This is a genomic window from Serratia sp. Tan611, assembly GCF_905188235.1.
GTDB lineage: Bacteria > Pseudomonadota > Gammaproteobacteria > Enterobacterales > Enterobacteriaceae > Serratia_B > Serratia_B rhizosphaerae.
In genome coordinates this window covers 305558-330561 of the sequence record NZ_LR994655.1, presented here as the reverse complement: position 1 = coordinate 330561, position 25004 = coordinate 305558, and the positions used below count along the sequence as shown (strand labels likewise).

At 53.3% G+C, this 25004-nt stretch carries 16 protein-coding genes, 1 tRNA gene and 3 rRNA genes; 6 read left to right on the top strand and 14 right to left on the bottom strand.

Annotation, left to right across the window (positions count from 1 at the left end):
* Positions 1–105: 105 nt before the first annotated feature.
* The 4 genes from TAN611_RS01410 to TAN611_RS01395 form a co-directional block, all read right to left on the bottom strand.
* Positions 106–1245, bottom strand: a complete 1140-nt coding sequence (locus tag TAN611_RS01410) for an ABC transporter permease (RefSeq protein WP_105229453.1) — start codon at positions 1243–1245, stop codon at positions 106–108.
* A complete protein-coding gene (locus TAN611_RS01405) occupies positions 1226–2149 on the bottom strand; it encodes an ABC transporter ATP-binding protein (RefSeq protein ID WP_203067128.1) in 924 nt (307 codons plus the stop codon). Before TAN611_RS01405 ends, TAN611_RS01410 begins: the two co-directional genes overlap by 20 nt.
* Positions 2142–3086: an HlyD family secretion protein gene (locus TAN611_RS01400; protein ID WP_238404493.1), complete on the bottom strand. Its 945-nt coding sequence runs from the start codon at positions 3084–3086 to the stop codon at positions 2142–2144. The genes TAN611_RS01405 and TAN611_RS01400 overlap by 8 nt, the downstream gene beginning before the upstream one ends.
* Before the next feature lie 74 nt (positions 3087–3160).
* On the bottom strand, positions 3161–4852 hold the full coding sequence (locus TAN611_RS01395) for a lysophospholipid acyltransferase family protein (RefSeq protein WP_203067127.1): 1692 nt from the start codon (positions 4850–4852) through the stop codon (positions 3161–3163).
* Between the two features lie 432 nt (positions 4853–5284).
* Here TAN611_RS01395 and TAN611_RS01390 point away from each other — a divergent pair, with 432 nt between their 5' ends.
* On the top strand, positions 5285–5518 hold the full coding sequence (locus TAN611_RS01390) for a hypothetical protein (protein WP_105229449.1): 234 nt from the start codon (positions 5285–5287) through the stop codon (positions 5516–5518).
* Between the two features lie 108 nt (positions 5519–5626).
* Here the strand turns inward: TAN611_RS01390 and TAN611_RS01385 are convergent, their stop codons facing one another.
* The 3 genes from TAN611_RS01385 to gltP form a co-directional block, all read right to left on the bottom strand.
* Positions 5627–7099, bottom strand: a complete 1473-nt coding sequence (locus tag TAN611_RS01385) for a SulP family inorganic anion transporter (RefSeq protein WP_203067126.1) — start codon at positions 7097–7099, stop codon at positions 5627–5629.
* Positions 7077–7724 (bottom strand): carbonic anhydrase, encoded by a 648-nt coding sequence (locus tag TAN611_RS01380; protein WP_203067125.1) that lies wholly within the window; start codon positions 7722–7724, stop codon positions 7077–7079. The genes TAN611_RS01385 and TAN611_RS01380 overlap by 23 nt, the downstream gene beginning before the upstream one ends.
* A 383-nt stretch (positions 7725–8107) precedes the next feature.
* Positions 8108–9424 (bottom strand): glutamate/aspartate:proton symporter GltP, encoded by a 1317-nt coding sequence (gene gltP / locus TAN611_RS01375; protein WP_203067124.1) that lies wholly within the window; start codon positions 9422–9424, stop codon positions 8108–8110.
* An 884-nt stretch (positions 9425–10308) separates the two neighbouring features.
* On the opposite strand from gltP, the gene acs reads away from it, so the two are divergent.
* The 3 genes from acs (at position 10309) to actP (ending at position 14418) form a co-directional block, all read left to right on the top strand.
* Positions 10309–12267: an acetate--CoA ligase gene (gene acs, locus TAN611_RS01370; RefSeq protein ID WP_203067123.1), complete on the top strand. Its 1959-nt coding sequence runs from the start codon at positions 10309–10311 to the stop codon at positions 12265–12267.
* Positions 12268–12460: 193 nt separating this feature from the next.
* Positions 12461–12772: a DUF485 domain-containing protein gene (locus tag TAN611_RS01365; protein WP_015344244.1), complete on the top strand. Its 312-nt coding sequence runs from the start codon at positions 12461–12463 to the stop codon at positions 12770–12772.
* Positions 12769–14418 carry a cation/acetate symporter ActP gene (gene actP / locus TAN611_RS01360; RefSeq protein WP_203067122.1) on the top strand — a complete coding sequence of 550 codons (1650 nt, stop codon included), beginning with the start codon at positions 12769–12771 and terminating at the stop codon, positions 14416–14418. The genes TAN611_RS01365 and actP overlap by 4 nt, the downstream gene beginning before the upstream one ends.
* Positions 14419–14568: 150 nt before the next feature.
* Here actP and rrf read toward each other — a convergent pair.
* The 4 genes from rrf to TAN611_RS01340 form a co-directional block, all read right to left on the bottom strand.
* Positions 14569–14684 (bottom strand): 5S ribosomal RNA (rrf, locus tag TAN611_RS01355).
* Positions 14685–14790: 106 nt separating this feature from the next.
* Positions 14791–17698 (bottom strand): 23S ribosomal RNA (locus tag TAN611_RS01350).
* 221 nt (positions 17699–17919) lie between these two features.
* Positions 17920–17995 (bottom strand) — tRNA-Glu (locus tag TAN611_RS01345).
* Positions 17996–18082: 87 nt separating this feature from the next.
* A 16S ribosomal RNA gene (locus tag TAN611_RS01340) occupies positions 18083–19624 on the bottom strand.
* Together the 16S, 23S and 5S rRNA genes with 1 tRNA gene alongside form the textbook arrangement of a ribosomal RNA operon.
* Positions 19625–20236: 612 nt before the next feature.
* Between TAN611_RS01340 and purH the strand changes: the two genes are divergently transcribed.
* Both purH and purD read left to right on the top strand, forming a co-directional pair.
* Entirely contained in the window at positions 20237–21826 is a 1590-nt protein-coding gene (purH, locus tag TAN611_RS01335; protein ID WP_111736254.1) for a bifunctional phosphoribosylaminoimidazolecarboxamide formyltransferase/IMP cyclohydrolase, read from the top strand.
* Between the two features lie 54 nt (positions 21827–21880).
* Complete coding sequence (gene purD, locus TAN611_RS01330) at positions 21881–23164, top strand: phosphoribosylamine--glycine ligase (protein ID WP_187043792.1); 1284 nt, start codon at positions 21881–21883, stop codon at positions 23162–23164.
* Positions 23165–23211: 47 nt separating this feature from the next.
* Here the strand turns inward: purD and TAN611_RS01325 are convergent, their stop codons facing one another.
* The 3 genes from TAN611_RS01325 to TAN611_RS01315 form a co-directional block, all read right to left on the bottom strand.
* The gene (locus TAN611_RS01325; protein ID WP_238404492.1) at positions 23212–23883 is read right to left on the bottom strand and encodes a DUF1481 domain-containing protein; all 672 of its coding nucleotides are present in this window, start codon (positions 23881–23883) and stop codon (positions 23212–23214) included.
* A 36-nt stretch (positions 23884–23919) separates the two neighbouring features.
* Complete coding sequence (gene hupA / locus TAN611_RS01320; RefSeq protein ID WP_004957785.1) at positions 23920–24192, bottom strand: nucleoid-associated protein HU-alpha; 273 nt, start codon at positions 24190–24192, stop codon at positions 23920–23922.
* Between the two features lie 189 nt (positions 24193–24381).
* The gene (locus TAN611_RS01315) at positions 24382–24972 is read right to left on the bottom strand and encodes a YjaG family protein (RefSeq protein WP_105229440.1); all 591 of its coding nucleotides are present in this window, start codon (positions 24970–24972) and stop codon (positions 24382–24384) included.
* Positions 24973–25004 lie beyond the last annotated feature (32 nt).

Here is a 25004-nt window from a genome sequence, read left to right as displayed (position 1 = left end):
TGAAAATCCCCGTGTCCTTGGTTCGATTCCGAGTCCGGGCACCATATTCAGAAAAACCCGCCTATGGCGGGTTTTTCGCTTTCTGGAATGGGCTATCCGTTCTCATCAGTCCAGCGTTTTGCGGTAGGTACGCAGGCCGATAAAAATCACCGCCGCCGCCAGCCCCAGCAGCGGCAGAAAATCCGGCAGCAGCTCCGCCAGCGTGTAGCCCTTCAGCATCACCCCTTTGATTAAGCGAATAAAGTAGGTCAGCGGCAGGCATGAACCGATCGCCTGCGCCCAGGCCGGCATGCTGATAAACGGGCTGATAAAGCCGGACAGCAGCACCGAGGGAATAAAGTAGAACGACGACATCTGCAACGCCTGCAGCTGGCTTTGCGCAATGCTGGAAATGGTGATGCCGACCGACAGGCACAGAAAAATATAGACCGTCAGCACCGTCAGGAGTAAAAACACGTTCCCCAGCAGCGGAATATTAAACAGATATACCGCGCACAGCAGGATCATTACCGACTGGAACATGCCGATCAGCACATAAGGCGTGATCTTACCGACGATCACCTCCAGCCCGGTCACCGGCGATACCAGCAGGTTTTCGATCGCACCGCTCTCACGCTCACGGGTGATCGCCAGCGCGGTCATCAGGATCATGGTGGTACTCAGGATCGAGCCGATAATCCCGGGAATAGTATTGTACTGTGTGATCCCCTCCGGGTTGAACATCCGGTGCACCACCAGCTCGAAGTTCTCCGTCCCTTCCCTGCCCCGCAGTGACTCCGGCAGATCGTACTGAAACATATTTTTTGACGCCTGCGCGATGGCACTCAGCGCGTTGCCGCCGGCGATCGGATCAATAGCATCGCTTTGGATCAGCAACTGCGGCTTTTCACCACGCAAAATCTTCTGGCTGAAGTCCGCCGGGATGGTCACGATAAAGATCACATCACCCCGCACAAAAGCCTTTTCCGCCTCCTGCTCCGAGGCTGCCGGCTGCAGGGAGAAATATTGAGTATTCTGTGCTGCACTGATAAACACCTGGCTCAGATGCCCCGAGTCATAGTTCAACAACGCCGCCGGCACATGGCGCGGATCCATATTCACTGCATAGCCCAGAATGATCAGTTGGAACAGCGGCGTCAGGAACACCATGCTGAAACTCACCCGATCCCGGCGCAGTTCATGGATCTCCTTGATCACCACCCCCAGCCAGCGCGTGAGCGAAAAGTTAATCATTGGTTTTTTCATCGCTACTCTTCATCAGGTAGGTAAACGCATCCTCAAGCTGAGTCGGCACCTGGCACAGTTCATACCCCACCGGCAACCGTGCCGTCAGTAAACCGTGCAGCCGTTCGCCGTTGCAGGCGGTAACATACAGCGCATTGCCGAAGATGACCGTCTGCTCGATCTCTGGCAGGGCTTGCAGCCGGTTTTCTAACTCCGTCAATCTCTTGCCGCGCACCTGGATCGTGGTGAGATTTTGCGCCTGGATAATATCTGCGATGGCGCCGCTGGCCAGCAGGGTGCCGTAGGAAAGGTACGCCACTTTATGGCAGCGCTCCGCTTCATCCATATAGTGCGTGCTGACCAGAATGGAGATGCCGGCGTCAGAGAGGTGATGCAGCGTTTGCCAGAACTCGCGCCGCGCCTTGGGATCAACCCCAGCCGTCGGTTCATCCAGAAACAGCAGCTCAGGTTCGTGCAGCATACAGGCGGCCAGCGCCATCCTTTGCTTCCAGCCGCCGGACAGCACCTTCGCCAGCTGATGCTGGCGGGACGCCAGCCCCATCTCCTCCAGTACGCGCTCAATACGCTGCTTACGCCGGTCAAGATTGTGCAGGCGTGCAATAAATAATAAATTTTCCCGAATGGTCAAATTACCCCACATTGAAAAATGCTGGGTCATATAGCCAATGCGCCGCTTAATCGCTTCACGCTGGGTAAATATGTCCATCCCCAGGCAAGAGCCACTGCCGGAATCCGGCGTGATCAAACCGCACATCATGCGTATCGAGGTGGTTTTACCGCTGCCGTTCGGCCCCAGAAAGCCGTAAATCTCGCCTTTGCCAATGCGTAAAGAAAAATCCCTCACCGCATGATTGGCGCCAAAGTGTTTATTCAACTTGTGAACATCAATGCACCAGTCATTCATCGTGAACGAGCCTCACCTGCACCGGCTGGCCAATCTTCATCCGCTGCGCCTGCACAAGCTCCGGTCGCGCCTCAGCCATGAACACCAGTTTTTCACGGCGTTTGGTGCTGTAAATCACCGGTGGAGAGTATTCCGCCTGCGGACTGAGATAGTGAACCGTCCCCGCGATCGGCTCTGCGCAGCCGTCACAAAGAATATCGATGCGTGAACCCACATGTAGCGCTCCCAGATCCTTTTCCGGTACAAAGAAACGGACCTTGATATTTTCCGGCGGCAGCAGACTGATAATGGGTTTACCGGCAGCGGGACGCTCGCCGGGGCGATAAATAACGTCATAAACCAATGCCGACTCCGGTGCGACAATCTGGCTTTGCTGCAAATCCCAACGCGCTTTGTCCAGCTGCAGCCTGGCGGATGCCACCCGCGCCGACTGGTTGTTAATCCGCTCTTGCCGCGCCGGTAGCGCCTTGGCACTCAGTTGATGCGACAGCTCATTAACCTGCGCAATCTTCTGTGCATAATCCGCTTCCATCCCCTCCCACTCCGTGGCGGAAATAACATGCTTGGTATAAAGAGGCTGATTTCTTTCCAGTTGACGTTTTGCCAGTTTGGCTGCGGCACGCGCCCGCGTTAACTGTGCACGCACCACGTCCAGCTCCTTATCACGATCGCCAGAACGCAAATCCTGCAGCAGGGCGCGTTCAGCCATATAATTCTTCTCTGCAATACGCAGCGCATTATCGGCGTTAAAAGACTCCATGGTAGCCAAGGGTTGTCCCTTTTCGACCCAAGCGCCTTTATTAACCAGAACCTTCTCAATCTTTTCACTGGCGTGATAAGAGAGATAGATAAATTCACCGTTGGCATAGCCGGAAAATGCATCGGACGATGTATCCCTACAGCCCGAGCACAGCAAAGAAAAAATAATAATCAGCACAGCCTTACCAGTAAGGTTCATTGAAGATATTCCTATATACCAAGAGGCAGCGACGTATTTCTCTCGATAAATAATTACGCCGTTTTAATATAGTGGGATTGATAACTTTTCTTCAGCGCCGCCAGTTTGCAAATACTCAAGCCGGCAATAGAATTAAAACTCTGGTCGTCCTTAAACCCAAGCAGCATTGAACCGCCAAGGTAAAACCAGCGCGCCATCTGCTTAAATGGCCATGGCAGTTGATAGCCGGCTTCATCCAGTAGCGTATTCAGCCGCTTCCAGTCGGCGCGAAAGTCATCGCCGGAAAACAGCGTACCGGATGTGCTGTTCGGCCAGTTCGCCTCTCCCGCCATTAAGCCGGCCTGATGCGGCGCGGAGAAATAGCATTGGTAGAAATCAATAATCAATCGCTGCGCTGAAACAGAATAGTTTTTGGGAATCGTTAATACCCCCAGCAGATTTTTATAATCAGGATAACGCTGAGAAAAACAGAAAATACCTTTCCATAATGCATCCAGCGCATTGGTTTTTTGATATTGATGCTGAATAAACCCACGCCCGACTTCAAAACTTTCGGCGACGTCAGCCGTTAAGAGGCGGGTATACTGGAAGAGGGAATAGCTATACAGACCTTCTACGCCACGCTTGGCGATCTGCTCGCCTGCCGGCACAATACGGTAGGCGCCAACAATTTCCAATGCCTGCGGATCCCAGAGTATCACATGGTAATAGTCCGGATCGTAAACGTCATTATCGCGCTTTTCCCCGGATCCCATCGCCAAGGCGCGGAATGAGGCTTCACGCAGCCGGCCCAGCTCCTGTAAAATTGGCGAATATGCCTCGTCCTGATAACGATACAGATATATCCGTTTACCATCACCAAGCGTTTTCAACACTTCACACCGACTCAGTGCATTAGCCAGCAGGCTTCTCGATTCCGGAGCGGCAAGCGCCGGCAATGTAGGCACCACTCCCGGTTTCCCCTTACCGACGCTCAAAAGATGAGCCCGGCAATCGGCAGCCAACGTCTCCAGCGCTTCATCCGTCTTTAGGGCTGAAACGCCGATTGGCTGACAAATCCTCATACGTAGCGTACTGCCCTGATGTCGGGCTATTTCACGGAAAATCATTAGATTAGACAAGGGACGCCAGGCAAGCGCTGCCATGTAATACCAAACGCTGTTGATGCCGCGAATATGCACAGGCAACAGCGTCGCCCGGGTACGACGCGCCAGGTGAATGAACCCCGGATGCCATGGCGACTCCCGCAGCCCGCCCAGCGACAGGCCGGCTAATCGCCCTGCCGGGCAGATCAGCAGAACGCCCCCTTTTTCCAGGTGGTCGCTCATCTCTTTAAATTGCCGATGGCTCATCTTACCGTGCATATTTCTGATGCCGATCGAGATATCTTTTATTTGCGGAAACAAAAAGGTTAATACATGGTTAGCAATTATCTTCACATCTTTACGCACACGTGAAATCGTGCTCATTAACGCCAACCCATCGATAACCGTAGGATGATTGGCAATCACAATCAGCGGCCCCTGGCTGGGGATATTATCGTAATCGCCACCGTGTGCCTCAAAGCGCAACTGCAGGGTATCGACTACCGAATCAACCCAATCAAGCCCTTGCTTTCCTTTGGCTTTTTGTAATACTGGCGCAATCTTTTCTTCGCCGAACACCCATTTAATTAACCTACGCCGGCGAGGAGACATATCCTGCCCCGGGAAAAACTCCTCAATAACCCTGCCAATTGTATCCATACAAGCACCTTCGATTATCCAAGCTGATTTGCAGTTCCACTAAAAAAACCAACAAAATCATCCTGCTAATTAAAATTAATTCACAGGAAAATATATTTTCGATATAAACATAACCACGAATTATAAAAATCGAATCGTCAACACCAAACCATCATCTAACGTGATAATTATATAAAATATAACCGGGAGGGCGTTTTAAAGTCCAGAAATAAATAAATATCACCGTCTCCATCAACCACAAGGAATAAGGATATTTCCGACCATACATCAGGAATCATCATAAAATACCATGTGCAGGGTGTTTTATGTTGATTTTAATTCCAGCTTGGATAAAAGTAGTCATCGAAATATCTTGTCCGGCCAATTTAACTTGGGCGCCATTTATTTCTTCACGTTGAAAAAACAAACCTGTCATATAAAAGGATGATGATTATGAGAGAATTAAATAAAGTCGAATTACAGGACGTTTCTGGCGCAGGTCCAATTGCTGATGCAGCAAAAGCATTGGGCAACGGCATCGGTGCACTGATCGAAAACTTTGGCATCAAAGGCGCTAAAGACGCAGCTGCCAACCTGGGCAACGGCATCGGTGAAGTTATCGAAGCTGGTCTGTCCGTACTGGGCGGCATCTTCGGCGGCATCTTTGGCCGTCGTCCAGCCAAATAAGCTGAACGATAAGCAAACCCCAGGCTGCGCAAAACGCAGCCTGGGGTTTTCTGTTTACGGCGTAATCAGCAAAGTGTGATGAATATGCTCCTCACGCCATTATCTCACCTACACCGGCCAGCGGTTCAGCGTGATGCCGCGCGTTGCCGCACTCGCACCGAAGTCCGCCAGCATGGCACGTACGTCAGGATCGATATATTCTGCATTGTCGCATTCCGCAATCACCACGCAGTTATCAGGAATCTGCGCCAATACGCTCTGCAGCCGCGGATTATGCAGGAAGGTCAGATTCTGATGAAAACGCACCACATAGTGATCGTCATACTGCGCCAGCTGCAGCGCATTGTGATGGCTTTTGTAGGTGCTGCACAGAACCTGCGCCATCAGACCAATTGCGATCCCCGCCAGCATGCCGAAGATAATAATCCCGCCAACGGTGACGATAAACGGTACGAAGTGCGCCAGTCCCATACGCCACTGTACGGCAAACAACGCCGGAGAAGCCAGTTTATAGCCGGTATACAGCAGTACCGCCGCCAGGCTTGCTAACGGAATGACGTTCAACAAATCGCTGAAGAACACACCGCACAACAGCAACAGAACCCCGTGCAGTAAAATAGAAACTTTACTGCGTGCTCCTGCATTTACGTTAACCGAACTCCGCACGATAACGGCGGTGATGGGCAAACCGCCCAAAAATCCGCTCAGCATGTTACCGACACCCTGCGCGCGCATTTCTTTATCCGGCGATGGCGCTGGTGTCTGCGATTTAAGCTTTTTCAACGCTTCCTGACTGAGCAAGGTTTCCAGGCTGGCCACCAACGCTAACGTCACCGCGATCACATAAACGGCAGGGTTACTCCATGCCCCCTGCCAGTCCGGCCGGCTGAACTGCGCGCCCAATTCGTCAACGCTGTCGAATTGGGGTAAGGCAATGCGTGAGATATTGCCCATAAACTCCGGCATCAGGCGTTCGCCGAATACCACGGCCAAACCGCCCCACAGTACCGCCACCAACGGCCCGGGGATATACGTCATCACTTTTATGCGCTTCACCGGCGCCGTCGTCCAGGCCCAAAGAATAAGCAGTGCACCCAACGCGACCACGACCGAAGCCGGCGACAACATCTGACCTGCGGCGCTAAACAGCCCTGACAGGCCCTCTTCGCCCTGATAACCCAGCGCGACCGGTATCTGTTGCATAATCAGCAACAGGCCAATCGCCGCCAGCATGCCCTGGATAACCGTCCCGGGCACCAATGAAATAAAGCGTCCAGCACGCAACAAACCGAAAATAAGCTGCAGTACCCCCGCCATAATCAGCGCGACCAGCAGCAAAGAAAATGATCCGAGCGTTTCCATCGCCCCAACGACGATGGTTACCAATCCGGCGGCCGGCCCGCTAACCGCATAACGCGACGGGCTAAGTAATGTGACCACCAGACCGCCAATCACACCGGTCAGCAGTCCGACAAACGGCGGCACGCCACTCGCCTGAGCAATGCCCAGACTGAGCGGTAAAGCCACCAAAAACACGACGATCCCTGCGGGAATATCATTACGCAGAGTGCTTAAGCTCATTATGCACCTCCGCACTGTCCTGATGAATCAGCTCCTTCAGATGCCCGTCATGCAAATCGTAAACGCAGCCGAATACATCCAGAGTGCGGCCCTGTTGCCAGACCTGTTGCACCGGCTGGCAGTCGACAAGATGAGCAAACTGGGTCACCACGTGCGCGTCGATCACGCGATTCAAGCGCTGCATCTCATCCTCTTCACTCTGCTGATACTGCGGCAGTTCGCTCGCCAGCGACTGACGCAAATTTTTCAGACGCCTTGCTAACGCGCTGTTCTCCTGCGACAACGGCAGATCGGGCAGATTAACTGCGGCCTGCACGCCGCCACAACCATAGTGGCCGCACAGCACGATTGCGGAGACATGCAGATAGTCCAACGCGTACTGCAATACGCTCATCAGGCTATCGTCATCCTGTAAAACCATATTGGCGATATTACGGTGTACAAACAGCTCACCCGGGTGTGCGCCGGTCAGCACCTCCGCCGGAACCCGGCTATCGGAACAACCTATCCACAGTGCATGTGGCTGCTGACCGGCGATATGCTTACGGAAATAATGAGGATTGCGCTGGCGCTGTTGCAACGCCCAGCTGCGATTCCTGGCTATTAGGGGTTTGAGTATTGTCACAGCATGCTTCTCTCTGTTGGGGACAAACAGGCTTTCACCTACCCGCCCAGGGCCAATAACATAAAAAAAACTTATGATGTCGATAAAGGCTTGAAGCTAATACATGACATTTTCATGTCATGCAGGATCGTTCCTAAAGAAGGAAAACCCTTTATTAAAAATAGAGGCAGCGAGGATTAAGGCAAGTAAAAAAAGGTGGGAACTTTTAACAATCGTTACTAATCACAATGATTTTTAACAATAAAAAAATGATACCGTAGTATTAAAAAACTAAAGTAAGTGCTTACTGAAGAAACTTTACACTCAAAGGGCAATCGCTGGCATCACATCACAAAAAAAGCCCGCCAATGGCGGGCTTTTTTAATAATTAGCGAGAGGCAATATTAAGATTGTCTTGCTGTTTTTACTTTGCCCGCAAGGAATTCCTTCTCATAGGCCAGCGCTTTACTGCTGTCGAACTGGCGCTCCCACTTGGAGACGACCAGCACAGCCAACGCGTTGCCGACAACGTTCAACGCCGTACGCGCCATATCCAGGATGCGGTCGACGCCAGCGATAAAGGCCAGCCCTTCCAGCGGAATCCCCACGCTACCCAGCGTTGCCAGCAGCACAACGAAGGAAACGCCCGGTACGCCGGCAATACCTTTTGACGTCACCATCAGCGTCAACACCAACACGATTTCCTGACCGATTGACAGTTCAATACCGTAGAGCTGGGCAATAAAGATGGCGGCAATGCTCTGGTACAACGTGGAACCATCCAGGTTAAACGAGTACCCGGTCGGCACCACAAAGCTGGTGATCGATTTCGGCGCACCGTAGGCTTCCATTTTTTCAATAATGCGCGGCAGCACCGTTTCCGAACTGGCAGTGGAATAGGCCAGAATAAGCTCGTCTTTCAGGATTCGGATCAGCGTCCAGATGCGCAGTTTGCACATTCGCGCCACCGTTCCGAGCACCACCAGGGCGAAGAAGGCGATGGCCACATACACCAACAGCACCAGCTTGGCGAGCGGCAATAACGAGGCAAAACCAAAGTTTGCGACGGTTACCGCAATCAGGCCAAAGACCCCGACCGGCGCATAACGCATAATCATATGCGTTACTTTGAACATGGTTTCAGAAACCGCTTTAAAGACGTTCAATAGCGGCTCTTTCGTTTCCTTGGGCAGGGAAGAGAGCCCTAAGCCAAACAGTACCGAGAAGAAGATAATCGGCAGCATGTCGCCTTTTGCCATCGATGCGAATACGTTGGACGGGATCAGCGATAAAATAGTGCTTACCAGGCTGTGAGAGCCGCTCTGTACCTGTTCGGTGGTTTTCTCATACTGGGAGATATCCACGGTAGTCAGCGTTGACATATCGATGCCGTGGCCGGGTTGGAAAACATTCGCCAAGGTCAACCCCACCACAATCGCGATGGTGGTTATTACCTCAAAATAGAGAATGGTTTTCAAACCAATGCGGCCCAATTTCTTCGCATCGCCGACGCCGGCAATACCGACGACTAAGGTAGAAATAACGATTGGTACGACAATCATTTTAATCAGGCTGATAAAAATATTCCCAGCGGGGCTAAGAATATTATTAACAAGCCATTCGCGAGAGTCCGCCTGATTGTGCAGGATCGCTCCAACAACAATCCCTAGCACCAACGCAATCAAGATTTGCCAAGCAAGGCTAATTTTCACACTTCTCATACCCAAAAAAGTCCTCAAAGCATTCCTCTGAAGTATTTTTTACCAACAACTCCAGATGAAATACTTAATCAATTCAATACAGGTTTATGTTAATTTAATGTAACGTTCACTTGCCCTGTCAGTGTTGCGGGTTAAATCTGTACCATCTGAAGCCTATGCTCTGCAAGCCTTGTTTCACCTGCAAAAAGCGCGCCGCTGCAGGAAATGCTAACTTCTCAATAATTTCCATTAACATAATTCGTTGTTATTAAATACATAATTCACTGTGCGTTAAGCTATAAAACAAACAGATCGTTCAATTTATCGGCAATAAGGAAATGCGTGACCCATCACGTAATATGCATATTTAAGCGTATGGTTGGAACTTCCTGAAACTTACACAAACTTACAAATTTTAATACTAAAACAATAAATTACATTTGCCTACATGGCGGATGAATGATTGTCAAAAGAAGGGAATCCTTACAAATACTGGATGTATTTATTGCGTACTTCACGGTGTTTTTTTATTGCGTTACGTTTAACTTTTAAGAAAAAACAATTCATAGATATCATGCCTAATTAATACCGAATAGGAATATTAATAACCACATTATTACGAAACAGTTTTAGCCATGCTAAATGCAATATCTCATGACGTTTTTAACATCCCTTGCTTTATGTTTTTTTGTTCTTTAAATACGGGTTTGTTGTCAAAAACTGTGAACTCCCCCGTAAAGACACATTAACCTCGCAGATCTCCCCGTCAATTCGCCAGTAACTATTACAAATCAATATCTTCGTTGCGTGATCTATCGCGCAAAAAAGGAACAAAGAATCATAGCAAACTATACTTAACCACCAGTTGACATATCATTAACAACCTATAACAAGGAGTAAAAGCTATGAGCCAACTGCACAAACATGCGATTCCTGCCGCAATTGCGGAACATGCCCTGATTAGCCCGGCACAATACCAGCAATACTATCTGCAATCGGTGCAAGACCCGGCGGCCTTCTGGGGAGAACACGGCAAGATTGTTGACTGGATCAAGCCTTATACTCAGGTAAAAAACACCTCTTTCGCGCCGGGGAATATCAGCATCCGCTGGTTTGAAGACGGCACTCTCAACCTGGCAGCCAACTGCCTGGATCGCCATCTGGCCACCCGCGGCGACCAAACCGCCATTATCTGGGAAGGTGACGACCCGAACCAATCCAAGCATGTGACCTATAAGCAACTGCATCACGATGTCTGCCAATTTGCCAACGTGCTCAAAAGTCTGGGGGTGAAGAAAGGCGACGTCGTGGCGATTTATATGCCTATGGTGCCAGAGGCGGCGGTAGCGATGCTGGCCTGCGCTCGTATCGGGGCGGTGCACTCCGTGATCTTTGGCGGCTTCTCACCGGAAGCGGTGGCCGGACGCATTATCGACTCCAACGCCCGCCTGGTGATCACCGCCGATGAAGGCCTGCGCGCCGGCCGTTCCGTTCCCTTGAAAAAGAATGTGGATGACGCACTGAAAAATCCAGGGGTGACCAGCGTCGACAATGTGGTGGTTTTCCAACGTACCGGTAAACCCGGCTACTGGCAGGAAGGCCGCGACCTCTGGTGGCACGAGCTGACCGTCGGGGTCTCTGCAGAGTGTCCGCCGGAAGAGATGAATGCCGAAGATCCGCTGTTTATCCTCTATACCTCCGGTTCGACCGGTAAACCGAAGGGCGTACTGCATACTACCGGCGGCTATCTGGTCTATGCGGCGATGACCTTCAAATACGTCTTCGACTACCATGATGGCGACATTTACTGGTGCACCGCCGACGTCGGTTGGGTTACCGGCCACAGCTATTTACTGTATGGCCCGCTGGCCTGCGGCGCCATTACCCTGATGTTTGAAGGCGTGCCGAATTATCCCGGAGTTAATCGTCTGTCGCAGGTCATCGACAAACATCAGGTTAATATTCTGTATACCGCACCAACGGCGATCCGTGCGCTGATGGCGGAGGGCGACAAAGCGATTGAAGGTACCAAACGCGACTCGCTGCGCATTATGGGCTCGGTGGGCGAACCGATTAACCCGGAAGCCTGGGAGTGGTACTACGAAAAAATTGGCAACGGCCAGTGTCCGATCATGGACACCTGGTGGCAGACCGAAACCGGCGGTTTTATGATCACCCCGCTGCCCGGCGCTACCGAGCTGAAAGCCGGTTCCGCCACGAAGCCGTTCTTCGGCGTACAGCCGGCGCTGGTCGATAATGCCGGTACGCCGCAGGAAGGCGCCTGCGAGGGCAATCTGGTGATGGTCGACTCCTGGCCTGGCCAGGCGCGGACGCTGTTTGGCGATCACGAGCGCTTTGAACAGACCTATTTCTCGACCTTTAAAGGGATGTACTTCAGCGGCGATGGCGCACGACGCGATGAAGACGGCTATTACTGGATTACCGGCCGCGTCGATGATGTGCTGAACGTTTCCGGCCACCGTCTGGGAACGGCAGAAATCGAGTCGGCGCTGGTTGCCCACCCGAAAATCGCTGAAGCCGCAGTGGTCGGTATTCCACATAATATTAAAGGCCAGGCGATTTATGCTTATATCACACTGAATCACGGTGAAGAACCGACGCCGGAGCTCTATACCGAAGTACGCAACTGGGTGCGTAAAGAGATAGGGCCAATCGCCACACCGGATATCCTGCACTGGACCGACTCTCTGCCGAAAACCCGCTCCGGCAAAATCATGCGGCGTATTCTGCGCAAAATTGCCGCCGGCGATACCAGCAATCTGGGTGATACCTCGACGCTGGCAGATCCGGCGGTTGTCGACAAGCTGTTGGAAGAAAAACAATCAATGAAAGTACCGTCGTAATTTTTTGCCGTTCCCGGCCGCCCGGTGCATGTCCGGCCGGCGGCCGCTATCTCCGAAAGTGTTCAGGTTGCAGTCTGCGTCTGAATGAATTACCCGGTATCTGCCTGAAACAAATGCCGGAACAGATGTAGGTATCCTGAAAGGCTGCGGATATAGCGCGGCGTTCGCAATCAATGCCTTTTGGAGACATACAATGAATGACACCATTTACCAGGGAATTGAGCAAAACCCGCGCTTTAAGGAGCTGGTGCGCAAACGTGGCCGTTTCGCCTGGCTACTGTCGTTAATCACGCTGGCGCTATACGTCGGCTTTATCCTACTGATCGCCTTCGCGCCGCAGTGGCTGGGTACCCCCATCGCCGCCGGCTCCACCATCACCCGAGGTATTCCCGTCGGCGTTGGATTGATCGTCATCTCTTTTGTCTTGACCGGTATCTACGTGTTCCGTGCTAACGGCGAGTTTGATCGCCTGACGGCAGAGATTCTGCGTGAGGTGAAACAATGAGATACTTACTTGCCATTGCCGCCCTGCTGCTGCCAACACTGGCCAATGCTGATGCCATCACCGGTGCGGTACAGCGCCAGCCGTTAAATATTCAAGCCATCGTGATGTTTGTCCTGTTCGTCGGTGCGACGCTGTACATCACTTACTGGGCCTCCAAACGCACCCGCTCCCGCCAGGATTACTACACCGCCGGTGGTCGTATCACCGGTTTTCAAAACGGGCTGGCGATCGCCGGTGACTTTATGTCCGCCGCCTCGTTTCTCGGCATTTCCGCATTGGTTTATACCTCCGGCTACGACGGACTGATCTATTCCATTGGTTTTCTGATTGGTTGGCCGATTATCCTATTCCTGATCGCCGAACGGCTACGTAACCTAGGGCGCTATACCTTTGCCGACGTCGCATCGTACCGACTGCAGCAAAAACCGATTCGTCTGCTGTCAGCATGCGGTTCTCTGGTGGTGGTTGCGCTCTATCTGATTGCCCAGATGGTCGGCGCCGGCAAACTGATCGAGCTGCTGTTCGGGCTGAACTACCACGTAGCGGTTATTTTGGTCGGTATTTTGATGGTGATGTACGTTCTGTTTGGCGGGATGTTGGCCACCACCTGGGTACAGATTATCAAAGCCGTTTTGCTACTGGCCGGCGCCAGTTTTATGGCACTGATGGTGATGAAGTCGGTCAATTTTGACTTTAATACGCTGTTTGCCGAAGCCGTGAAGGTGCACCCGAAAGGGGGCGAAATCATGAGCCCCGGCGGGCTGGTCTCCGACCCAATATCCGCACTCTCGCTGGGCCTGGCACTCATGTTCGGTACCGCCGGTCTGCCGCATATCCTGATGCGCTTCTTCACCGTCAGCGATGCTAAAGAAGCACGGAAAAGCGTGTTCTACGCCACCGGCTTTATTGGCTACTTTTATATTCTGACCTTTATTATCGGCTTTGGCGCCATCCTGCTGGTCAGCGCTAACCCTGCCTTTAAAGATGCCACCGGCGCTCTGCTTGGCGGCACCAATATGGCCGCCGTTCACTTAGCCAATGCAGTTGGCGGTAATTTCTTCCTTGGTTTTATCTCTGCCGTCGCGTTCGCCACCATCCTGGCGGTTGTTGCCGGTCTGACATTAGCCGGGGCTTCTGCGGTATCGCACGATCTTTACGCCAGCGTGGTCAAAAACGGCAAGGCGACCGAGAAAGAAGAGCTGCGGGTGTCGAAAATTACCGTAGTACTGCTGGGGATCGTCGCCATTGGCTTGGGGATCCTGTTCGAAAAACAAAATATCGCCTTTATGGTCGGGCTAGCCTTCTCCATCGCCGCCAGTTGTAACTTCCCGATCATTATTCTTTCTATGTACTGGTCCCGTCTGACAACCCGCGGCGCCATGATCGGTGGCTGGCTCGGTCTGCTGACCGCGGTGCTTCTGATGATTCTGGGGCCAACGATCTGGGTAGAGATTCTGGGCCATGAGAAGCCTATCTATCCGTACGAATACCCGGCGCTGTTCTCCATGATCGTAGCCTTTATCGGTACCTGGCTGTTCTCCGTCACCGATAGTTCATTGACGGGTCAGCAGGAGCGTGAGCGCTTCCGCTCCCAGTTTGTTCGTTCGCAAACCGGGCTAGGGATTTCCCAGGGAAGTTCTCATTAGTCGGTAATTCAAGGAAGCAAACACCCGTGACTCAAAGGCCCTACGGGGCCTTTTAATGGTCGATAAGAGTAAAATACAGGTAAGCGATCCTAACGGCCAAAAACGCAAAAAGCCTCATGCTTTCGCATGAGGCTTCTTACTTTGTTTGATGCCTGGCAGTGTCCTACTCTCGCATGGGGAGACCCCACACTACCATCGGCGCTACGGCGTTTCACTTCTGAGTTCGGCATGGGGTCAGGTGGGACCACCGCGCTATTGCCGCCAGGCAAATTCTGTTTTAATCAACCCGCAACGCGTCCACGTCGCCAGTCAATCCAATCTCGGAACTTCACTGAAAATCAAATCGCGTCTCTAAAACACCTTCGGTGTTGTAAGGTTAAGCCTCACGGTTCATTAGTACTGGTTAGCTCAATGCATCGCTGCACTTACACACCCAGCCTATCAACGTCTTAGTCTTAAACGTTCCTTCAGGGGCCTTAAAGGCCCAGGGAAGACTCATCTTGAGGCAAGTTTCGCGCTTAGATGCTTTCAGCGCTTATCTTTTCCGCACTTAGCTACCGGGCAATGCCATTGGCATGACAACCCGAACACCAGTGGTGCGTTCACTCCGGTCCTCTCGTACTAGGAGCAACCCCTCTCAATCTTCCAACGCCCACGGCAGATAGGGACCGAACTGTCTCACGACGTTCTAAACCCAGCTCGCGTACCACTTTAAATGGCGAACAGCCATACCCTTGGGACCTACTTCAGCCCCAGGATGTGATGAGCCGACATCGAGGTGCCAAACACCGCCGTCGATATGAACTCTTGGGCGGTATCAGCCTGTTATCCCCGGAGTACCTTTTATCCGTTGAGCGATGGCCCTTCCATTCAGAACCACCGGATCACTAAGACCTGCTTTCGCACCTGCTCGAGCCGTCACTCTCGCAGTCAAGCTAGCTTATGCCTTTGCACTAACCTCACGATGTCCGACCGTGATTAGCTAACCTTCGTGCTCCTCCGTTACTCTTTGGGAGGAGACCGCCCCAGTCAAACTACCCACCAGACACTGTCCTCACCCCCGATTAGGGGGCCGAGTTAGAACATCAAACATTAAAGGGTGGTATTTCAAGGTTGGCTCCATGCAGACTGGCGTCCACACTTCAAAGCCTCCCACCTATCCTACACATCAAGGCTCAATGTTCAGTGTCAAGCTATAGTAAAGGTTCACGGGGTCTTTCCGTCTTGCCGCGGGTACACTGCATCTTCACAGCGAGTTCAATTTCACTGAGTCTCGGGTGGAGACAGCCTGGCCATCATTACGCCATTCGTGCAGGTCGGAACTTACCCGACAAGGAATTTCGCTACCTTAGGACCGTTATAGTTACGGCCGCCGTTTACCGGGGCTTCGATCAAGAGCTTCTGGTTACCCATAACCCCATCAATTAACCTTCCGGCACCGGGCAGGCGTCACACCGTATACGTCCACTTTCGTGTTTGCACAGTGCTGTGTTTTTATTAAACAGTTGCAGCCAGCTGGTATCTGCGACTGGCTTCAGCTCCATCCGCGAGGGACTTCACCTACGCGCCAGCGTGCCTTCTCCCGAAGTTACGGCACCATTTTGCCTAGTTCCTTCACCCGAGTTCTCTCAAGCGCCTGGGTATTCTCTACCTGACCACCTGTGTCGGTTTGGGGTACGATTTCGTGTTACCTGGAGCTTAGAGGCTTTTCCTGGAAGCTTGGCATCAACTACTTCTGCACCGTAGTGCATCGTCATCACGCCTCAGGGTTAACAAGTAACCGGATTTACCAGGTCACTCCCCCTACACGCTTAAACCGAGACAACCGTCGCTCGGCTAGCCTAGCCTTCTCCGTCCCCCCTTCGCAGTAACACCAAGTACAGGAATATTAACCTGTTTCCCATCGACTACGCTTTTCAGCCTCGCCTTAGGGGTCGACTCACCCTGCCCCGATTAACGTTGGACAGGAACCCTTGGTCTTCCGGCGTGCGGGTTTTTCACCCGCATTATCGTTACTTATGTCAGCATTCGCACTTCTGATACCTCCAGCATGCCTCGCAGCACACCTTCAACGGCTTACAGAACGCTCCCCTACCCAACAACACCTAAGTGTCGCTGCCGCAGCTTCGGTGCATGGTTTAGCCCCGTTACATCTTCCGCGCAGGCCGACTCGACCAGTGAGCTATTACGCTTTCTTTAAATGATGGCTGCTTCTAAGCCAACATCCTGGCTGTCTGTGCCTTCCCACATCGTTTCCCACTTAACCATGACTTTGGGACCTTAGCTGGCGGTCTGGGTTGTTTCCCTCTTCACGACGGACGTTAGCACCCGCCGTGTGTCTCCCGTGATAACATTCTTCGGTATTCGGAGTTTGCATCGGTTTGGTAAGCCGGGATGGCCCCCTAGCCGAAACAGTGCTCTACCCCCGAAGATGAGTTCACGAGGCGCTACCTAAATAGCTTTCGGGGAGAACCAGCTATCTCCCGGTTTGATTGGCCTTTCACCCCCAGCCACAAGTCATCCGCTAATTTTTCAACATTAGTCGGTTCGGTCCTCCAGTTAGTGTTACCCAACCTTCAACCTGCCCATGGCTAGATCACCGGGTTTCGGGTCTATACCTTGCAACTAGACGCCCAGTTAAGACTCGGTTTCCCTACGGCTCCCCTATTCGGTTAACCTTGCTACAAAATATAAGTCGCTGACCCATTATACAAAAGGTACGCAGTCACACCACGAAGGTGCTCCCACTGCTTGTACGTACACGGTTTCAGGTTCTATTTCACTCCCCTCGCCGGGGTTCTTTTCGCCTTTCCCTCACGGTACTGGTTCACTATCGGTCAGTCAGGAGTATTTAGCCTTGGAGGATGGTCCCCCCATATTCAGACAGGATAACACGTGTCCCGCCCTACTCATCGAACTCACGACCTGTGCATCTTCGTGTACGGGACTATCACCCTTTACTGTGCGACTTTCCAGACGCTTCCACTGACACACAAGCCGATTCAGGTTCTGGGCTCTTCCCCGTTCGCTCGCCGCTACTGGGGGAATCTCGGTTGATTTCTTTTCCTCGGGGTACTTAGATGTTTCAGTTCCCCCGGTTCGCCTCATGCCACTATGTATTCATGACATGATAATGTGTCGAAACACACTGGGTTTCCCCATTCGGGTATCGTCGGTTATAACGGTTCATATCACCTTACCGACGCTTTTCGCAGATTAGCACGCCCTTCATCGCCTCTGACTGCCTAGGCATCCACCGTGTACGCTTAGTCACTTAACCTCACAACCCGAAGGTGTCTTCCGACATCGTCGCGTTGCTACATTTGAGAGACTCTATGACAGGTTACTCCTCATCCCAAACGTCTACGGGGGACAAGTTTCAGCTGCCATGTTTCAATTTTCAGCTTGTTCCAGATTGTTAAAGAGCAAATATCTCAAACATGACTCGCAAGCCAGTTTTGAGATATCGTTTGATACCGTCTTTCACCCGATATCAGCAAGTGGCGTCCCCTAGGGGATTCGAACCCCTGTTACCGCCGTGAAAGGGCGGTGTCCTAGGCCTCTAGACGAAGGGGACACGATATATGTCGGCTTCGCAGACGCTTTGCTCGTTCTTTTCATCAGACAATCTGTGTGGACACTGCACAGTCAGGATATCTTTAGGTAAGGAGGTGATCCAACCGCAGGTTCCCCTACGGTTACCTTGTTACGACTTCACCCCAGTCATGAATCACAAAGTGGTAAGCGCCCTCCCGAAGGTTAAGCTACCTACTTCTTTTGCAACCCACTCCCATGGTGTGACGGGCGGTGTGTACAAGGCCCGGGAACGTATTCACCGTAGCATTCTGATCTACGATTACTAGCGATTCCGACTTCATGGAGTCGAGTTGCAGACTCCAATCCGGACTACGACGTACTTTATGAGGTCCGCTTGCCTTCGCAGGTTCGCTTCTCTTTGTATACGCCATTGTAGCACGTGTGTAGCCCTACTCGTAAGGGCCATGATGACTTGACGTCATCCCCACCTTCCTCCAGTTTATCACTGGCAGTCTCCTTTGAGTTCCCGGCCGAACCGCTGGCAACAAAGGATAAGGGTTGCGCTCGTTGCGGGACTTAACCCAACATTTCACAACACGAGCTGACGACAGCCATGCAGCACCTGTCTCAGAGTTCCCGAAGGCACCAATCCATCTCTGGAAAGTTCTCTGGATGTCAAGAGTAGGTAAGGTTCTTCGCGTTGCATCGAATTAAACCACATGCTCCACCGCTTGTGCGGGCCCCCGTCAATTCATTTGAGTTTTAACCTTGCGGCCGTACTCCCCAGGCGGTCGATTTAACGCGTTAGCTCCGGAAGCCACGCCTCAAGGGCACAACCTCCAAATCGACATCGTTTACGGCGTGGACTACCAGGGTATCTAATCCTGTTTGCTCCCCACGCTTTCGCACCTGAGCGTCAGTCTTCGTCCAGGGGGCCGCCTTCGCCACCGGTATTCCTCCAGATCTCTACGCATTTCACCGCTACACCTGGAATTCTACCCCCCTCTACGAGACTCTAGTCTGCCAGTTTCAAATGCAGTTCCCAAGTTAAGCTCGGGGATTTCACATCTGACTTAACAAACCGCCTGCGTGCGCTTTACGCCCAGTAATTCCGATTAACGCTTGCACCCTCCGTATTACCGCGGCTGCTGGCACGGAGTTAGCCGGTGCTTCTTCTGCGAGTAACGTCAATGTAATGCCGTATTAAGACACTACCCTTCCTCCTCGCTGAAAGTGCTTTACAACCCGAAGGCCTTCTTCACACACGCGGCATGGCTGCATCAGGCTTGCGCCCATTGTGCAATATTCCCCACTGCTGCCTCCCGTAGGAGTCTGGACCGTGTCTCAGTTCCAGTGTGGCTGGTCATCCTCTCAGACCAGCTAGGGATCGTCGCCTAGGTGAGCCATTACCCCACCTACTAGCTAATCCCATCTGGGCACATCCGATGGTGTGAGGCCCGAAGGTCCCCCACTTTGGTCCGAAGACGTTATGCGGTATTAGCCACCGTTTCCAGTGGTTATCCCCCTCCATCGGGCAGTTTCCCAGACATTACTCACCCGTCCGCCGCTCGCCGGCAAAGTAGCAAGCTACTTTCCGCTGCCGCTCGACTTGCATGTGTTAGGCCTGCCGCCAGCGTTCAATCTGAGCCATGATCAAACTCTTCAATTAAAAGCTTGATTCGCTAAGTTAATAGCTGTTGCTCAAAGATTTACTGCATGAATTTTACTTCAGTTAGTCACTCTTCAAGACTTGATATTTTTTTGCATCCGAAGATGCTGGATATCGTCTTGTGAGTGCCCACACAGATTGTCTGATAAATTGTTAAAGAGCAGTGAGTTACGCGCTTTCGCTTGCTAACTCGAGGTGGCGTATATTACGCTTTCCTCTTTCAGAGTCAACCCGTTTTTTCAGGATTTTTTCTCTTTCGTCTCGGTCGCTGTGTGAAGTGAATCACTTGCGCCGTGTCGATGGAGGCGCATTATAGGGAGTTCCGCGCAGGCCGCAACAGGTATTTTCAACAAAAACGTTCGTTTGCTGCATTCCACAGCAAAAGCCGCCCTTATACCCACTTTTGCACAAACTTATCCACAGAAGGTATTTGAGCGGAAAATTTACGAGCGCCACGCAAACGTTTTCGCTACAATTCCCGGCGATGAAACGATCCCCCTTTATGGGGGCGTTACCTGAATCTGTTCCTGTTTCTCTTTATATAGAGAGTCAAAAGGTAGAGATTCACGTAACGCTCTTTATATTGCGACTCAAAAGCCAAGGGATAAAACCATGCAACAACCTCGTCCAATCCGCCGGGCCCTGCTCAGCGTTTCTGACAAAGCCGGTATCGTTGAATTTGCGCAGGCGCTGTCACAGCGCGGCGTTGAACTTCTGTCTACCGGCGGCACCGCCCGCCTGCTGGCTGATGCCGGCCTGCCTGTCACCGAAGTGTCCGACTATACCGGTTTCCCGGAGATGATGGACGGACGAGTCAAAACCCTACATCCCAAAGTACACGGCGGCATTCTCGGCCGGCGCGGCCAGGATGACGCCATCATGAACCAACATGCGATCCAGCCGATCGATATGGTGGTCGTCAACCTGTACCCTTTCGCACAGACCGTTGCACGCCCGGACTGCTCGCTGGAAGACGCGGTGGAAAACATCGATATCGGCGGGCCGACCATGGTGCGCTCTGCCGCCAAGAACCATAAAGACGTTGCCATCGTAGTAAAGAGCGGCGACTACGCGGCAATTATTGGCGAGATGGATAACAACGACGGCTCCCTGCTGTTCAACACCCGCTTCAATCTGGCGATCAAAGCCTTTGAGCATACCGCCGCCTATGACAGCATGATTGCCAACTACTTCGGCACGCTGGTGCCGGCTTACCACGGCGATACCGAACAGCCTGCCGGCCGCTTCCCGCGCACCCTGAATCTGAACTACGTGAAGAAGCAGGATATGCGCTACGGGGAAAACAGCCACCAGCAGGCCGCCTTCTATATAGAAGAGAATCTGCAGGAGGCGTCCGTCGCCACGGCGCAGCAGCTGCAGGGTAAAGCGCTCTCTTACAACAATATCGCGGATACCGACGCCGCGCTGGAGTGCGTAAAAGAGTTCGCCGAGCCGGCCTGCGTAATCGTCAAACATGCCAACCCGTGCGGCGTGGCAATTGGCGATGACATTCTGGCGGCCTACGAGCGCGCTTACAAAACCGACCCGACCTCCGCGTTCGGCGGCATCATCGCCTTTAACCGTGAGCTGGACGCCGCCACCGCGCAGGCCATTATCAGCCGCCAGTTCGTTGAAGTGATCATCGCGCCAAACGTCAGCGAAGAAGCACGCAGCCTGCTGGCCGCCAAACAGAACGTGCGCGTACTGGCCTGCGGACAATGGCAGCAGCGCGTTGCCGGCCTGGACTTCAAACGCGTCAACGGCGGCCTGCTAGTGCAGGATCGCGATTTGGGCATGGTGACCGCAGATGACCTGCGCGTCGTCACCGAGCGCCAGCCAAGCGAGCAAGAGCTGCGTGATGCGCTGTTCTGCTGGAAAGTAGCCAAGTTCGTGAAGTCCAATGCTATCGTCTATGCACGCGACAATATGACCATCGGCATTGGTGCCGGCCAAATGAGCCGCGTTTACTCCGCCAAAATCGCCGGCATCAAGGCAGGCGATGAAGGGCTGGAAGTGAAAGGCTCCGCAATGGCCTCCGACGCCTTCTTCCCGTTCCGCGACGGCATTGATGCCGCAGCCGCGGTGGGCATCACCTGCGTGATCCAGCCGGGCGGCTCCATTCGCGACGACGAAGTGATCGCCGCCGCCAACGAGCACGGCATCGCCATGATCTTCACCGACATGCGCCACTTCCGCCATTAATCCCCTGTTATTGCGTGCGCCGCGTGGCGCACGCCGTTTTTTGTGGAGCACCTGATGAATATTTTAGTTATCGGTAACGGCGGGCGTGAACACGCGCTGGCCTGGAAAGCCGCCCAGTCGCCGCTGGCTGATAAAGTGTACGTCGCCCCCGGCAATGCCGGCACCGCGCTGGAAAGCAATCTGGAAAACGTAGCCATTTCCGCCACCGACATCCCGGCGCTGCTCGCCTTTGCCCAGAGCCACGACATCGGCCTGACCATTGTCGGGCCGGAAGCACCGCTGGTAATCGGCGTGGTCGACGCCTTCCAGGCCGCCGGCCTGAAAATCTTCGGTCCGTCGCAGGCCGCCGCCCAGTTGGAAGGTTCCAAAGCATTTACCAAAGATTTCCTTGCCCGCCATCAGATCCCGACGGCGGAGTACCAAAACTTTACCGACGTAGACACGGCGCTGGACTATGTACGCAGCAAAGGCGCGCCGATCGTGATTAAGGCCGACGGGCTGGCGGCAGGCAAAGGGGTCATCGTCGCCCTGACGCTGCAGCAGGCAGAAGACGCCGTGCGCGATATGCTGGCGGGCAACGCCTTTGGCGACGCCGGCCACCGGATTGTGGTTGAAGAGTTCCTGGATGGCGAAGAAGCCAGCTTTATCGTTATGGTGGATGGCGAACACGTGGTGCCGATGGCCACCAGCCAAGACCACAAACGCGTCGGCGACGGCGATACCGGCCCGAACACCGGCGGCATGGGCGCTTACTCGCCGGCGCCGGTGGTTACCGACGAAATCCACCAGCGGGTGATGGATCAGGTGATCTGGCCAACGGTGCGCGGCATGGCGGCAGAAGGCAACACCTATGTCGGTTTCCTGTACGCCGGCCTGATGATCTCCGCCGAGGGTCAGCCAAAAGTGATCGAATTCAACTGCCGCTTCGGCGACCCGGAAACCCAGCCGATCATGCTGCGCCTGCGCTCCGATCTGGTGGCGCTGTGCCTGGCAGGCGCTGAAGGCACGCTGGATCAACAGACTTCCCTGTGGGATGAGCGCCCCGCTCTTGGCGTGGTGTTGGCTGCCGGCGGCTATCCTGGCGACTACCGCACCGGCGATGCAATTCACGGCCTACCGCAGCAGGAGAGCGCCGACGGTAAAGTCTTCCATGCCGGCACGCAATTGAAAGATGGCGAAGTTGTTACCAGCGGCGGACGCGTACTGTGTGTGACGGCGCTGGGCGAGACGGTGGCGCAGGCGCAGCAACGCGCTTATCAACTGGCGGCGGGTATTGAGTGGCAGGACAGCTTCTGCCGGAAAGATATCGGTTATCGCGCGATTGCGCGCGGCAAGTAAATCACGCTGCATGGCAGGGCGCGTTCGCCGCGTCCTGTCCCCTTCTGTTACAGCGCGTCTTCCTGCGGTTCCCAGGTACAGAAATCTTCGTTCGCCACCAGCAACAGCTGACGCCCTTCCGGCGCCTCCAGCCAAGCCACGCTGACCGGCCCTGCGCTGTTTTGCGCCCGGCGCTCAATCCACGCCGTCGCTCTGTCGCCCAGTTCCGGGTCACGCCACTGCCCGGCACAGGTTTTCACTCCGTCCTGCTGCCAGCGCCCCTGATATAAGGTCACTCTGCCGGCCCGCAACGCATCGCTTAGTGCCAGTACGCGGCGCGCCTGATATTGATAACGAGCGATATCGTCCGCAGACAGCGGTTCACGCCGCGTCGCCAGCTGGCGCTGCATAAAGCTGACCGTACCGTCATCGGTAAAACGCAGTTGAATAGAGTCGCGGTCGCCGTCGGCGTCAGTACGCTTGATTTGCCTCAGCGCGCCGTGTTGATAGTCATAGCGGGTTGTCACGGTGCCAACGCCGCGGTAGGGGCTGTATACGGTTACCAACACTGCCGGACGCTGTTGTTCGTCGTCTTTACGCCACAGGCGGATTACGCCCTGATCGGCCACGTAGCCGCTGGCGGTAAAGGCGGGGGGAGTATGATGCCAACTACATGCGCTCAGGACGCTGGCAATGCCAATGGCTGCCAGCGCCCTGCGCACAAACAAAAGGGGCTTCAAAGCCCCTCTGTTTAATCTTTTCACCAACACGCAGTCTTATTTAACTGCGTCTTTCAGTGCTTTGCCAGAAACGAACGCGGGTACGTTAGCCGCTGCAATTTTGATTTCTTTGCCAGTCTGTGGGTTGCGACCAGTGCGCTCTGCACGATGGTTTACTTTGAAAGTACCGAAACCAACCAATTGTACCGCATCACCTTCTTTCAGAGACTCAGTAATAGCAGCCAGGGTAGATTCCAGAGCCAGTTTAGCTTGTGCTTTGGAAAGGTCAGCCTTGTCCGCGATTACATCAATCAGTTGAGTCTTGTTCATAAGTTATCCTTACAGTGTGTTTATCGTTTGCAAAGCATCGAGTGCGACGGATATGCCGATTGACAGCACTCTCCTGCATACACGCACCGATAGCCACTTTTTTTACGCCCCCCAAATGTAGACCAGACAGGGTGCGGATGTGAAGCCTTAAGGCATGACAAATCAGGCGTTAAATCACGTTTTCTTGCCTTATTGCGCTAAATTTATCCCAATATTGCTCACGCCAGCCTCACGAAGGTCTGCGCGTAGCCCTTTAATCAGGTCTAAATCGCGCTCTTCGCAGGCTGCCAGCAGGCGGAAAATTTCCCACTGGATGTCCCATTCTTCCTCAACCGCCGGCAGAACCTTCAGTTCTTCATCGGTCATTTCTTTCCCGGCCTGGGTCATTTCCAACATCGCCACGGTGCGAATCGATGTTTCGCTGATGGCGATGGCGTGCTCCAGCGTCTCCCCGCTGAGGCGCGAATGGATCAGTTCCCCTAATGCGATACAGGCATCAATCGCCGGGTAAACGCCGTAAAGATCGTAATCTTCCGCCGCCGGAATCGCTTCCTCCAACTTCTCGAGCTGGCTGTCGAAGTTGACCTTGGCGTCTTTCACTACCAGCGTCTCCCAAATCAAATCCAGGATTCGGCGGTACACCTGCGGGTCGCCAAACTCGGTTTGCAGGCAGAACATCTGGTAATTCGGATACATACGCTCGCACAGACTAGCCATAAAGGTCAAATGTTGCCAGCTTTCAAGCTTTTCTAAGCGTAAATGAATTGGATTACGGAGCATTATTTTGTCTCACTCGCTGAGTCTGCGGCGCA